9 protein-coding genes, 1 other RNA gene and 1 pseudogene are annotated in these 14,527 nt (G+C 34.7%); 6 read left to right on the forward strand and 5 right to left on the reverse strand.

Features of this window, described 5'->3' with window-relative positions; translation table 11 throughout:
* Nucleotides 1–63: 63 nt before the first annotated feature.
* Nucleotides 64–1,905, forward strand: a complete 1,842-nt coding sequence (locus BSU00_RS01005) for a DUF349 domain-containing protein (RefSeq protein ID WP_105002737.1) — start codon at nucleotides 64–66, stop codon at nucleotides 1,903–1,905.
* A gap of 73 nt (nucleotides 1,906–1,978) precedes the next feature.
* Here BSU00_RS01005 and BSU00_RS01010 read toward each other — a convergent pair whose 3' ends face one another.
* Complete coding sequence (locus tag BSU00_RS01010; protein ID WP_105002738.1) at nucleotides 1,979–3,469, reverse strand: S8/S53 family peptidase; 1,491 nt, start codon at nucleotides 3,467–3,469, stop codon at nucleotides 1,979–1,981.
* Between the two features lie 444 nt (nucleotides 3,470–3,913).
* Here BSU00_RS01010 and kdsA point away from each other — a divergent pair.
* Nucleotides 3,914–4,731: pseudogene (gene kdsA, locus BSU00_RS01015) on the forward strand (3-deoxy-8-phosphooctulonate synthase).
* 82 nt (nucleotides 4,732–4,813) lie between these two features.
* Here the strand turns inward: kdsA and BSU00_RS01020 are convergent.
* The 4 genes from BSU00_RS01020 to BSU00_RS01035 all read right to left on the reverse strand — a co-directional run bounded on the left by BSU00_RS01020 (nucleotide 4,814) and on the right by BSU00_RS01035 (nucleotide 10,187).
* Complete coding sequence (locus tag BSU00_RS01020; protein WP_105002739.1) at nucleotides 4,814–7,882, reverse strand: hypothetical protein; 3,069 nt, start codon at nucleotides 7,880–7,882, stop codon at nucleotides 4,814–4,816.
* Between the two features lie 55 nt (nucleotides 7,883–7,937).
* The gene (locus BSU00_RS01025; protein ID WP_105002740.1) at nucleotides 7,938–8,672 is read right to left on the reverse strand and encodes an outer membrane lipoprotein-sorting protein; all 735 of its coding nucleotides are present in this window, start codon (nucleotides 8,670–8,672) and stop codon (nucleotides 7,938–7,940) included.
* Between the two features lie 77 nt (nucleotides 8,673–8,749).
* Nucleotides 8,750–8,953 carry a putative quorum-sensing-regulated virulence factor gene (locus BSU00_RS01030; protein ID WP_105002741.1) on the reverse strand — a complete coding sequence of 68 codons (204 nt, stop codon included), beginning with the start codon at nucleotides 8,951–8,953 and terminating at the stop codon, nucleotides 8,750–8,752.
* Between the two features lie 25 nt (nucleotides 8,954–8,978).
* Complete coding sequence (locus BSU00_RS01035; RefSeq protein WP_105002742.1) at nucleotides 8,979–10,187, reverse strand: NAD(P)-dependent oxidoreductase; 1,209 nt, start codon at nucleotides 10,185–10,187, stop codon at nucleotides 8,979–8,981.
* 248 nt (nucleotides 10,188–10,435) lie between these two features.
* Between BSU00_RS01035 and ssrA the strand changes: the two genes are divergently transcribed.
* The 4 genes from ssrA (at nucleotide 10,436) to BSU00_RS01055 (ending at nucleotide 14,233) form a co-directional block, all read left to right on the forward strand.
* Nucleotides 10,436–10,830, forward strand: a transfer-messenger RNA (tmRNA) gene (gene ssrA, locus BSU00_RS01040).
* A gap of 384 nt (nucleotides 10,831–11,214) precedes the next feature.
* Nucleotides 11,215–12,090 (forward strand): AraC family transcriptional regulator, encoded by an 876-nt coding sequence (locus BSU00_RS01045; RefSeq protein ID WP_105002743.1) that lies wholly within the window; start codon nucleotides 11,215–11,217, stop codon nucleotides 12,088–12,090.
* Between the two features lie 94 nt (nucleotides 12,091–12,184).
* Nucleotides 12,185–12,904, forward strand: a complete 720-nt coding sequence (locus BSU00_RS01050) for a pirin family protein (protein ID WP_105002744.1) — start codon at nucleotides 12,185–12,187, stop codon at nucleotides 12,902–12,904.
* Between the two features lie 162 nt (nucleotides 12,905–13,066).
* Nucleotides 13,067–14,233: a nitrate/nitrite transporter gene (locus BSU00_RS01055; protein ID WP_105002745.1), complete on the forward strand. Its 1,167-nt coding sequence runs from the start codon at nucleotides 13,067–13,069 to the stop codon at nucleotides 14,231–14,233.
* The last annotated feature ends 294 nt before the right edge of the window (nucleotides 14,234–14,527 follow it).

Below are 14,527 nucleotides of genomic sequence, written 5' to 3' on the forward strand. Positions count from 1 at the left end.
GTGCATTATTGTAATTATTCTTATCTTTAATGACTAATAAAAAGGAACCTAAACATTGTAGACATGTTAGAAAATAACCAAGAAAATTTAAAAGAGACTAACGAAGTACAAAAATCACCTTCCCAAGAAACTCAAGATGCTGTTAATGAAGTTGAGAACCAGGTGGCACAGAGTGCTGAAAATGACGACTCCAAATCACAAATACCAATGCTTGATTATGCAGCAATGGAGTTGGAACAATTGGCAGAAGAGCTTCAAAAATTGTTAAAATCTCACCCAGTACAACATTTGAAAAATAATGTAGATGCTATCAAAAGCTCCTTCAATTCAAAATTCGGAAAATTGTTAGCAGAAAAAAAAGAAGCCTTTTTGGCCGAAGGAGGCGAATCTATAGATTTTCAATTTTCTAGTCCTGTCAAAACATCCTATAATAAGCTTTTAGGCGAGTATAAAAAACAGAGAGATCACTATTATTCGCAATTAGAAACGCAATTAAAGGAGAATCTTGAAAAGCGAAATTCAATAATAGAAGAATTAAAATCGCTTATTCAATTTGGGGATGTGAAATCTATGTATAATGACTTTCAAGAAATTCAGAAAAAATGGCGTGCAGTTGGTCCAGTGTCTAAAACAAAATACAATGATACTTGGAAAATATACCATCATCACGTAGAAAGGTTTTACGATTTATTGCACTTAAATAAAGATTTTAGAGAGCTTGATTTCAAGCATAATTTAGAGGAAAAATTAAAATTAGTAGAAAGAGCAGAAGCTCTAAACGAAAAGAAAGATGTAAATGAAGCATTCAAAGAGCTTCAAGATCTACATCGTTTATGGAAGGAAGAAGTTGGTCCTGTAGGTAAGGAGCATCGCGAGGAAATTTGGAGAAAATTTAGTGAGGCAACAAAGAAAATTCACGACAAGCGTCATGTATACTTTAAAGAGTTAAAATCGAAATATCAAGAAATGATCGACGCTAAATTAAAAGTCGTAGCGGAGATTGACGCATTTGATGTATCCAATAATAAAACCCACAACGATTGGCAAAAAAGTATTGCAGAAATCGAGCAATTGCGAAAAAAGTATTTTGACATAGGTAAACTTCCATACAGCAAAAGTGAAGCAGTTTGGCAACAATTTAAAGCTGCCACCAAAAAATTTAATGCGGCAAAAAATATTTTTTACAAAAATGAAAAAAGTGCACAAAGTGAAAATTTAAAGAAAAAAATCGCTTTGGTCGAGTTAGCAGAGAGTTTGAAAGATAGTGAAGATTGGGACGACACTACAAACACAATGAAACGTATCCAATCCGACTGGAAAAAAATTGGACATGTACCAAGGAAATTTTCAGACGATATATGGAAACGTTTTAAAGCTGCTTGTAATCATTACTTCGATAGATTACACGATAGAAAGAATGCGCTTAATAAAGAGCAACTCATTATCGTAGAAAGTAAGAAAAAATTCATTGAAACAATAAAGGAGAAAGCAGAACTTTCCTTAGAGGAAGTTCAAGAATTAATTGGCCAATGGAAAGCATTAGGTTTTTTGCCTAAAAATGCAAGACATTTGAACGAGAAGTTTAATAAAGTAGTTGATGCTCATTTGAATAAATTAAATATGAGTAAGGCAGATATTGAATTTCTGAAATTTAAAAATGTAATTGATTCCTATTTGGCACAAGAAGATTTTAGAAAGTTAGATAGCGAACAATTATTTGTGCGAAGGAAGATTGATGATAACGTGCGCGAGATGCAACAATTAGAAAATAATCTCAGTTTTATTTCGAACGCTACCGAAGACAATCCATTGGTTCAAAATGTACGAAAGGGAATTCAGAAGTTTAAGGATGATTTAGATATTTGGCAAATGAAATTAGAATATTTAAAGAAACTTGATTATTAGAAAGTTAGCTTACTCTAAAACATAAAAGCTCCGATGTATCGGAGCTTTTTTAGTTTTTAGTAAAAGGGACTAATTATTGTACTGCTTTTAAAGCGTCAATGTTTCCATATCCATAAGCTGTGTTTTTATTCGGGTAAAAATCGGCAGCCTCTTTCATTTTTTGAAGTACTTGTGTTCTAGACCATGATGGGTTTTTAGACCAAACAAGTGCCGCTATTCCTGCAGTTGTTGCAGTTGCTACAGAAGATCCGCCAACATAACTTTCTTTACCGTTATAATAGCTCAAAACAGGAATTTTATTATCCGTGCCATTTGTTCTCTGCATTTGAACGGTAAAGTCAATTTTAGATCCAGTATGGCATACGTCACAATTATCATACTGTTCTTCTTTCACACCTGTAACAGCAATAGTTTCACTCATTGAGGCAGGAAATATAACACCGTACCAAGTGGTAAAAGAGGTTGAGGTTCCTCCAGCTGCTATTATCATTTTTCCACGGTTATAAGCATATCGCACCGCATCTTTTACTTTTCCAATGCTAAAAGGAGACCCAATAGACATGGATATTATCTTTACATCGCTCCTATTTCCCAATGCAGTTAATGCTTCAGAAACACCCCTTTTTTCATGATAATCATCAATAATTACATTTTCAACAGCGCGATAACTCACTAGGTTAGCATTGTAGGCAACACCAACAGGTAAATTATCGTTATTCCTTGGTGCGGTAGCAACGGATGCCATGCTAGTTCCATGACCACATTTGTCATTCACACCATCATAGTTATTAGACCAAGACCACCAAGAATCTACAAATGTTCCGTATTTTTGAACTCTTCTCCCAGAAGAATCTCCATCATTAAAATACTGATTCATCCATTTTTGTTCCTCCGATAACCCCGTATCAACCACGGCAATTGTTATTCCTGTACCTGTACTGTAATTCCAAGCAGCTGGTATATTGTGTTGGTCGAAAGACCACGGTACTTTAGCTGCAGGAGAAATTGTTCTATAATCATTGGTGTTTAAGGTAGTTTGATCATATCCACACCCAGAAGAAGAGGAAGATCGTGCTTGGTCTTCTGAATCGGAAGTGAAAAAAGTATAACTTCCAGGTTCTATATATCGTACCCTTTGATCTTTTAAAAGTGCCACAATTGTTTCTTTCTTTGTTACTTTTAAGTCGATAATATTTATAAAATCGTCTGTATGTAATTCAGATTTCGACAACGACGTTTTATTTTCTAACTCTTGTATATAGGCGATCAAGTCGTTTTTGATGTTTGTTGATTTAGCATTTTTTTCAAAACTATTTTTAGTAGTACCATATCCTATGGTGAGCATATTATCACTGTGTTCAAGTGCACTCCATATGACATTAGCATCCTGTTTAAACCACAAATAATCGCCTGTAGTCTTCAATGATTTTTCAATAATGGTATTAATTTCTGCTTTAGATAGTAGTTCTTGGCCTTCTTGCTGGTTATCTGGTAGGACTAATTCATCTTTGCTACAAGAAGCCATTATTAGGAATACACCTAATATTGTAAGTTTTTTTTTCATGTTTGGTTTGTTTTTTATAGTTAATTTTAGCGAATGTATTAAAAAATTAGTAAAATTTTAACGCTATATTTAATATTTTAGGTAAAATTTTAAATTAAATATATTATTGATGTTTGTTGTGGAGATGCTAGTATTTATGTTCTGCCTGCCTTTTATTTTTTGAAAAAGATCTTTTACTTTATTTTTTTAACTTTTTTTATTCATAAATAAGTGAATAAATGTTGCGAGTATATATTACTTGTTTAGAGTTCTTTGTAGCCTTATTCCAATCCATTGGGTCTTTCCTAAAATTTGATTTGTATTCTTTATGATTTTAGCTAATCAATAGGTGTTTTGTTTTTGGCTGTGCTGAAGTTTAGGATTGTTTTTTATGACTTTCAATTACGGTTAATAGTTAAGTATAGCTAATTTTATTTCTTACTTTTGCATAAAATAATAATGAACATGTATTTATCTGAGATACCTAAAATTAAGCATGCTACATCTAACAACTTTTCCTTTTAGCTGGGCCATGTGCTATTGAGAGTGAAGATATGGCGCTGCGAATAGCGGAAAAAGTAATTACTATTACAGATAAGCTGAAAATACCGTATGTTTTTAAGGGTAGTTTTAAGAAAGCAAATAGAAGCAGAGTAGATAGTTTTACAGGAATTGGAGATCTTAAAGCTCTGGAGATTCTAAAGAAAGTTTCTGAGACTTTTGCCGTGCCAACAGTTACAGATATTCACGAGGTTTCCGATGCAGCGAAAGCTGCAGCATATGTAGATGTCCTTCAAATCCCTGCTTTTTTGGTACGTCAAACGGATTTGGTTGTGGCAGCTGCAAAAACTGGAAAAGTTGTTAATCTTAAAAAAGGACAATTTATGAGTCCTGAGGCAATGCAGCACGCAGTGAAAAAAGTACATGATTCTGGTAATCCCAAAGCATGGATAACAGATCGTGGAACTATGTTTGGTTACCAAGACATGATTGTTGATTTTAGAGGAATTCCTACTATGCGTCAATATGCGCCAACCGTTCTGGATGTTACGCATTCTTTACAACAGCCAAACCAATCTAGCGGGGTAACCGGTGGAAGACCTGAGATGATAGAAACTATTGCAAGAGCAGGAGTGGTTAACAACGTAGATGGTTTGTTTATTGAAACACATTTTGATCCTGCCAATGCAAAGTCGGATGGAGCAAATATGTTAGATTTAGAACATTTAGAACCCTTACTTTCTAATCTTGTTGCTATTAGAAAGACAATTCAGACCTTGTAAAAAAGATGTAGTTACCATAACTAAAATACCCTTGGTCTTACCAAGGGTATTTTTTTCATGCAACCTTTCTCCTTTTCAATTATTATTTATCGATAAACGCTTCTTTCGTTAATTCCTTGGTAAAAGGAATGTTTTGTTTTATAAGAGATTTTTCAATTTTTATAATTTTTTTATTTTTGATTTTGGCATACTCTTGCTGTGCTTGTTTTAGATTAGTCTCTAAAACCTCCTTATTTTCCAATTGTGAGCGAGAGGGTTTTTCAAATTGATTTGCTACTTCTGCATATAATTTAGACAACTTCTCACGTAACTGAGGTTCCGCTTCACCAACGTAGTTATCCCCCGTGGTAACCACGAGTTTTTCTTTTAAAGTTTGCAGGGTAGAAAGTACTGCTGATGCACTCTTTGCCGAAATGCTGTTTTCCTTTTTACTTTTTTCCGTTAATTTTATGTTCTCGTCAATTTGATACACTAAATACGCAAGCTCTTCCATGTCATCAAATAATTCTTTGGTAGTTTTTTCTTGAGCAATTCTATCAGATTGAGAAATAATAGAATTGGGGTCATTTATAATCTCTACAGTACTGCTATATTCTTTTTTTCCTTTTTTTAGTACCACTTTATAGGTTCCAGCTGCAACTCTTGGAGAGGTAAAGCCTCCTGAGGTAAAGGATTTACCGGCTGCAACTTTAGGTGGTGTTTTTCTGAAATTCCAAGTAACGATATTAATTCCTTTTGCCTTGCCAGGAACCAAAGTAGCAATTTCTTCACCATTTGCGTCTTGGATGCTTAAGCTCATTTTACCAAAGGTGTGTCGCTTTTTAAGATAGTAGATTATCTTAGCATTTGAACTTGGATTTTGCCCTACAAATTGTAATTCTGTACTTCCACCTCCAAAGCCGCCTTGTTCTTTTATTACAGCTGCATCGGATGTAAAAAAGTGTACATCCTTTGCAAGAATTTCACTGTTTATTTGGCGCAGTGGGGAAATGTCATCAATGATGATAACTCCTCTACCATGGGTTCCTAATACCAAATCATTTGTTTTCTTTTGTAAATCGATAAAATGAACTGCTGTTGCTGGCATATTATTGGTAAATCGCGACCATGATTTACCACCATTTATGGTTACGAATAAACCAAATTCGGTGCCTAAAAAAAGTAAATCTTTGTTCACGTAATCTTCTTGAATATTTCTTGCAAAACCAATTATATCAGCGGTTACAATGGAATTCCACGTCTCTCCGTAATTCGAAGTTTTGTAAACATAGGTATTCATATCTCCAGCGGCGTGTCCGTCGAATACCGCATAGGCTGTTCCTTTTTCGTGTGAACTTGCCTCGATGTGGTACACCCAAGTATTTTTTGGAAGTCCTGGAATATTCGCTACCGTATTGGTCCAGGTTTTTCCTCCATTTTTTGTAACCTGAACATTACCGTCGTCAGTACCAACCCAAATAACATTTTCGTCTAGCGGCGATTCCGCAATGGTAAAAATGGTAGTGTGTGTTTCAGCGCCTGATTTATCGGTTGAAATACCTCCTGATTCTTTGTCTTGTTTTACAGGATCATTTGTGGTTAAGTCTGGAGATATTACTTTCCAGTTGTTTCCCATATCTTCACTTACGTGTAAAAACTGACTACCCATGTAAAATCGATCCGGTTGGTTGGCACTTATCGCCATGGGTGCATTCCAGTTAAAACGTAATTCAGCCTCTCCTTTTATTGCTAGTGGTTGTATGCTTTTTGTATAATCTTTGTCGATGTCATATCGCCATACTTGCTGCGCACCTTGCATTTCAGAATAGATGATGTTTTTGTTTGGGTGTCTTAACACTCTAAAGCCGTCTCCTTGTCCTACGCGTTTCCAATCTCTGGCCTCAATTCCGCCCGGTGAAGAAGACGGACCCCACCAAGAACCGTTATCTTGTAGCCCGCCATAAATATTATACGGTTCCTCATTGTCTACACTTATATGATAAAACTGTGATAGTGGTAGATTGTCTACCATATCCATGGTAGCGCCACCATCCCAACTGCGATACACACCTCCATCTGTTCCTACGTACATAGCATCTTCATTCTCAATATCAAATACTATATCGTGGATGTCTGCATGCATGTTTCCAAGATTTTTAAAGGTCTTTCCTCCATCTCTAGAAATGGAACCAAATAAACCTCCTTTAACTAAAATGTCTGGATTTGTTGGGTGAACCACCAATCTTGAAAAGTAGAAAGGTCTTACTACCAATCCAAAATCATTGTTCAATAACTTCCAATTTGCTCCTGCATCATCTGAACGATATAGTCCTTTATCCTTTTTACTTTCTACTACAGCAAACACTGTATTTGGTTGCGATGGTGCAATGGCTATTGCAAATCTTCCCAAATCTCCCTGCGGGAATCCGTTGTGAATTTTATTCCAAGTAGCACCACCATCTGTTGATTTATACAAAGCGCTACCTTTTCCTCCCGAATTAAAGCCCCATGCCGTTCTTCTAAACTGCCACATAGCAGCGTAAAGAATATTTGGGTTTTTAGGATCCATTAGTAAGCCGCTGGCTCCTGTAGTTTGATCTACATAAAGAATTTTCTTCCAAGTTTTTCCACCATCGATCGTTTTATAAATACCTCTTTCGTCGCTATCACTCCATAATGCACCTAGTACTGCAACATAAACTTCATTCGGGTTTTTAGGGTTTACCTTAATACTGCTAATACGTTCTGATTTTTCAAAACCTATTTTTTTCCAATTCGATCCTCCATCGGTAGTTTTATACAAACCATCTCCAATAGAAACACTATTTCTTGTCCATATTTCTCCGGTTCCTACCCACACAGTATTATCGGGATCGGAGGGGTCAATTTCTATAGCTCCTATCGATTGTGCATAATCATCAAAAATAGCGGTAAAAGAGGCACCAGCATTTTCAGATTTCCAAACACCACCACCGGCAGTTCCTGCATAGATCACTTTTTTATCGGTAGGATGGTTTTCTAAGTCAATAATTCGGCCACTCATTAAGGCAGGGCCAATATGTCTTGCTTTAAGGTCGCCAAACAGTTGTTTGCCTTTTAAAGTATTTTCCTGAGCGAGCGTAGCTGTCCCTGCTAGAAGGCAACTAGCTAACAATAGTTTTAATTTATACATAAGTTCGGTTAGTTTATAGTAAATTTAAATCTATCAGATCAATTTAGCGATCATTTTATTTTTGCGGCATTACAAATTCACTAGCGTCTATCTCTGGATTAATAGTAACCTCTTTGAATTGTATAGTTTGCATTTTGTTACTGATGGTTAATGGGAAATATAAACCGTTTACCTCTTCATAATCACTCAATGCATTGCGCATTACTTGCCCTTGCATTGGTCCTTGCGATACTTCTGATTCTAATATAATTGGCACATAGTTTTCGGTATCAAAATAGTAATGTCTAATGTTTGGCTTTTCTTCGCCATTTACTAAAATTGGCTTTTTTGTTAGCTTGATTTTAAAAGTTTCTGTACCATCTACGGTTTCTTTTCCTATCAATTCTACTTTGTAGCCTTTTTCTTTGTAGTCTATAAATGGGTCTGGGAATTCTTTTAACTCGTTTTTAAGGTTTTCTGTAGCTTCATTGTCGCTTTTCTCCGCTTCCATAGTCATTTGATTTCTTTGCCAAGCAACTTTCCCATCAAAACCAGACCACGTCATTTTATTTCCCTGTAATTCAATAGCAACTAATTGTTTTCCATCTTTGGTGGTCATTTGCTCGAATGGAATTTCCATTCCCTGCATTTTCATCATGCCTACCATTTTGAGGCCTTTTACCTTTTTCCAATTTTCCTTTCCACCAGTATTTTCAAGATATGTATCTATAATTTCCTCTGCTGTTTGTGCAGTAGTCATTGTCGAAGCAACCAAAAGCATGGTAAGTAATAAAGATTTAAAGATTTTCATTTTTAAAGTTTTAGATTAGTAATTATCAATTAGACTTTAAAATATGGAAAATGTTACATTAATAGTACAACAAATCTTTATTTTTTAATTGAACTCCGTTTGTTAGGTTTTACTGCATAAACAAGTGCGATCATTTTGCCTAATTTTCCTTGAGAAAATCCCTTGTTTTTGTACCAAATAATATAAAATTCAGAAATCTTTGATAAATAGCTGTCTTTGTATTTACCAAATGGCATTTTCATGTTTGCTGTTGGTACTACAAAATTATAATCTGGTAGCATTTTGTTTCCCTAAATTTTGAGGTTTTTATTCTTTACCATCTACAAAGTCTTGTAAGTACTTGTATTTTGAAGTTAAGGCTCCCATGCTATTGGTCATTTTTGCACGTTCTAGAATTCCGTGTTTATCGTTGTTGTAAAATGCCGGGATTACATGTTCTAAAAACATATCGCCAAACCCTTCGCTTGCATCCTTTGGTAGCTCACATGGTAAATTATCTACAGCCATAACCAAAATAGAATTAGCTCGGTTATAGGCAACCTCACATTCGTTTTGTGGATCATATCCGTAAATTGGGTTTGCTATTGTTGAGGCTCGGATTGTGGTAGCGACCGGCCCGTCTACATCACAAGATATATCGGCTACATACTTGATGTTGAAATTATCAGATCTCACATCTTCTCTAGTGAACAAATAAGGTGCCCCATCACCGAAAAAATGTCCGGCAATAAAGAAATCCGTTTCTTTCGCGTATGGCATAAAATTACTCTCGTATCCTGTGGGGTTTTTGTAGAATTCAAACTTGTTACCAACTTTCCCATCTTTACGTTTGGCATATTCCATTACATCTACCAAGCAATATACAGGTTCTGTGAATTTTGAAGTCAGATATAGAGCATCGCTTACTTGCTTAATGTTTAGGTGATCGAGAATTTCTTGTGCACCTTTCGACACTTTTCCAGTTCCTGATAGTAAAATTTTTAGGTTGGGAACTTGTATTTTGTCAAGTTCTGCCTTAACCTCTTCCAAATCCTTTAGTGTCGCTACTTTTGGAAGCGTAAAATATCCTTCTTTCAAGCCAATTGCTCTTAGTCCATTGTAAGCTCCCACCAAACCAGCATATCGACCAAATCCTATTAAACGAGCACCATTGGGTTTGGTAATCGTTTCATGGTCGTACATTTCAATTTTTTTTGCTAAAATTTCTCGTAGCAATTTTCTGTTGTACGGTTGTTTTTTTATAGTATGACTAAAAAAGAAATATTTTTTATCGGGAATTAAATTAGCTACAGGAACTTCTTTTACCCCCAGTAAAACATCACAGTCTGTCATGTCTTCAACGACTTGAAATCCTGCATCTTCGTATTCTTTATCGGAAAAAACTCTAATATCTGAACTTTCTACAACGATTTCTGACTCTGGGAATTTATCTTGAAATTCTTGTAGCTTTGAAGGAGAAAATACTACTCTTTTATCGGGTGGATTTTTACGTTCTTTAATAATTCCGAATTTCATTTCTTTTGTATTAAAATTTAACAAATTAGAGGTAAATGTTGTAGTTTATTACAATCATGGCGAAATTACTTTTTTTAAAAGTAATTTACAAGTAGTATTTTTTTATATTTGCATCCGCTATAATGCAAGCTGCATTATTTGCATGAAAATAATTTCCAGCGTGTAAACTTTTTTATTTTTGGCGGAAAAATGGCATTATTTTCTGTTGGTATACTTTTTGAAGTGTAGCTATTATTCTTTGACATATTGGGGACGACTGGTTTTGACAGCAAGGTCAGTAAAAATGTAAGCATACCGAGGAGTGAGATGACAACTCGTAAAACTTATTTCAAACTTTTAAACGGCGAAGATAACTACGCTTTAGCTGCATAATCTGAATTTATAGTAAGATTAGCCTCGGCGCACAAGGTGCGCAAGCTTTATGTCCACGAAAAGCCTTGGTTTGCGGCGTTTCATTTTTGGGCATCGTAAAAGTAAACATAGAAAATCTAAAACTTCGATAGGTTTTTGAAATTAAAGAAGATAAGCCAATAGTAGCTAGTTTTTGAGCAGCTATTGGTCGAAAAATAAACAAAAACTAAGTATGTAGAAAGCCTTTGCGCTGCTTGTTTGGACCCGAGTTCGATTCTCGGCGTCTCCACTTATAGCCCTGTAATCAAATGTTTTACAGGGTTTTGTTTTTTTAGATGTCAATGTAGGTGTCAGTTTTTGTATTAGATTTTATAATATTTACGTTTAGAAGAATAACATTTAAAGCATTAGCGTTTAAGTACATTACATTTTATTGCATTTCACATTGGTATACACAGCAACTTATTGGTAGTGTAAATGCTGTATTATCCGTGCTCCTATTCTCAAACAACCTCATTATAATGGCATGCATTTTCTCTAGGTATACTTTTATTTTTTAAGGAGTGCCTTTTAAATGCTTCGTATTTGATCTGATTTTTTCTTTTTTTGGAGGTATTTCGATTTTATGTAATTAAACCTTATTTTTAAGAACTATTTTTTAGTTGTAGATCTGCTAATGCAAAAAGTAAAAACATATAACGACATAAACGCCACCAATGCACACGAAAGTTTTGCTATTGCTAAAATGGAAGCGATTTACCAGAAAAGAAATGGTCGTTCTGATGATCCACATCGTCATGATTATTTCACGATACTATTAGTAAGAAAGGCAAAGGGAATACACAAAATTGATTTTAATTCGTATGTATTGGATAATTTTCAAATTTATTTTGTTTCACCAGGCCAGGTTCATCAAGTTTTAGAAGAGGAAATGTCTATTGGGTATGTCATGACTTTTTCCTCACAATTTATTTTGGAAAATAACATTCCAATATCTTTTATCGAAAGTCTTAATTTATTCAATGATTATGGAGAAACGCCTCCATTGTTGCCCAGTCAAAATTCCTTTGCCAAAGTGCTACATTTCGTAACAGAGATATTTCAAATCTACCATAGTAAAGCTGTAATGAAATATCTTTCCATAGGGGCGTATTTAAAGTTATTTCTCATAGAATGTAATGCGATATGTGAAGTCAATCCTGTACCTTCTATTTCTGATATTTCGGAGAACACCATTATCTCCAAATTTAAACATTTGGTTAATGATAATTTTTCTAAGGAACATTCTACTTCTTTTTATGCTGAGCTATTACACATAACCCCCGATCATTTAAATAGGGTCATTAAGCAAGCTATCGGTAAAACAGCAAAGGAATACATACAGTCGAGAATTCTTATTGAAGCCAAGCGACTTCTCTATTTTACCCAGTTTTCCAATAAAGAGATTGCTTACCAACTTGGTTTTAGTGAACCAGCCAATTTTAGTGCTTATTTTAAAAAGCTTTCCGGGTTTTCTCCGTTACACTTTAGAAAGAGAGAGGCGGAAAGATAATATCGGATTTTCATATATATATACCGATTTTTTACAAGTGATATTGGGAATAAATGTTGCAACTTTGTATCAAACCTAAAACCTAAAATTTAATATGCAGCAAGTAATTCATAAAGCAGAAACACGAGGAGAAGCAAACCACGGATGGTTGCATTCTTTTCATTCCTTTAGTTTTGCAAATTATCACAACCCTGATCGAATGAGTTTTGGAGCACTACGGGTTTTAAATGATGATCAGGTGTATCCTGGAAAAGGCTTTGGTAGTCATCCACATGATAATATGGAAATTATTTCAATTCCGCTTGAGGGAGATTTAGAGCACAAGGATAGTATGGGAAACGAGGCTGTAATTCGAGAGGGAGATGTTCAGGTAATGAGTGCAGGAACAGGTGTTTTTCATAGTGAATTGAATAAAAATCATGATAAAGACGTTAAGTTTTTACAAATATGGATAGTTCCCAATAAAAAGGATGTAGCACCTCGTTATGATCAAATTTCGCTAAAAGATATTGCGGTAAATAATAAGTTTTTTCAGTTTTTATCGCCATCTGAAAAAGATCAAGGGGTCTGGATACATCAGGATGCATGGTTTAGTCTCGGTAATTTTGAAGAAGGACTTTCCGACAGTTATACCTTAAAAAATAGAGAAAATGGGGTTTATATTTTTATTTTAGAGGGGGAAACCACCATAAATGGTGAAAAGTTTACCAGACGTGATGGTATTGGTTTGTGGAATTTAGATAAATTTGAAATTACCGCAGTAAGCAAAGCTAGTGTACTACTAATGGAGGTACCACTGTTCCTAAAAAATTAAAAATAATCTACCCATTTTAAAATACGAGCATACCAATATAACGATGTGAAAGAAATTTCAGATCGTTTTTTTATACCAATGCATCGTTAATTTAAATACTTTTACAATTAAAAGGTTGTTTGTAAAAAAACTGTCTTTAATAATGATAACCTCTTTGTGAGAATGAATGTATCGAAATCAATATTGCCAATAATTGTACTATCTCAATTTTTGTGTACTTCCTTATGGTTTGCCGGAAATGCTATTATTGGTAATTTATCAGAAAGTTTTACATTAGGAGATAACGCATTAGCAAATTTAACTTCTGCAGTACAATTTGGGTTTATTGTAGGGACCTTAATGTTTGCTTTTTTTATGTTTGCAGATAGATTTTCTCCCTCCAAGGTTTTTGGGATTTGTGCATTCTTTGGGGCTATTTTTAACTTGGGGTTACTGTATCGTGGAAATACCACAGAAACGATAGTTTTTTTTCGATTTGTTACTGGTATTTTTTTAGCAGGTATCTATCCAGTAGGAATGAAAATTGCTTCCGATTATTATGCTCAGGGTCTGGGTAAATCTTTAGGTTTTTTAGTGGGGGCCTTAGTTCTTGGAACAGCACTTCCGCATTTATTGAAAGACATTACGGTAGGCCTTTCCTGGGAAGTTATTGTGGTTTTAATCTCTTTTCTTTCCCTATTGGGAGGCACATTAATTTTTTTTAGGGTACCAGATGGTCCGTATCGAAAGCGAAATCAAAAGATTGCATTAACCTCCTTTTCTACGGTATTCAAGGAAGTAAAATTCCGTCAGGCTGCTTTCGGTTATTTTGGACATATGTGGGAATTATACGCGTTTTGGACTTTTATTCCTCTGTTATTACAAATGTATATTGACGATCGCCAAAGGTTACCCATGAATATTGCATTTTGCTCTTTCATTGTCATCGCTATAGGTTCTGTTTCTTGTGTTCTTGGTGGGTATCTGTCGCAATATTTTGGTGTAAAAAATGTAGCAAAATACAGTCTTTTTATGTCTTGTCTTTGTTGCTGTTGTTTCCCTTTTGTATTTTATCTATCAACGCCATCTTTATTTTTAGTCTTTCTTTTATTTTGGGGTATGGTTGTAATTGCCGACTCTCCTCTTTTTTCAACCTTAGTCGCAAATAGTACACCTTCATCACTAAAAGGGACAGCACTAACACTTGTAAATTGTATGGGATTTTCGATAACTATACTCAGCATACAATGCCTTCAAATATGCTATAACAGTCTAGACTCTATTTATGCATTTTTATTTTTAGCGATTGGTCCAATTTTTGGGTTGTTTGCGATGGGAAAAAATAGTTAGGCCCATCCAATTATAATAAAGTTTTTCTGTGGATAGTAAAAGTATCACAACTTTGAAATATTTTATTTGAGTAGACGAAAAACCATCATAAGAAGTGAAAAAAGTAGTTTTAAACAAAAGTATAACGCTACAAAAAACAAACAACCTAATATCCATATTTTTAGTATTTCGGGAATTCTGTTCGAGCGTTTCATTAGTGCTTATTTAACCTTGGTTTAAAGGTAAAACAAAATAGTTACTTTTGGTATAGAATTTCACTTTGTTTAAAAACGAACCAACGGTTCCTTGTAATTT

The organism is Tenacibaculum sp. SG-28 (assembly GCF_002954385.1).
Classification (GTDB): Bacteria; Bacteroidota; Bacteroidia; order Flavobacteriales; family Flavobacteriaceae; genus Polaribacter.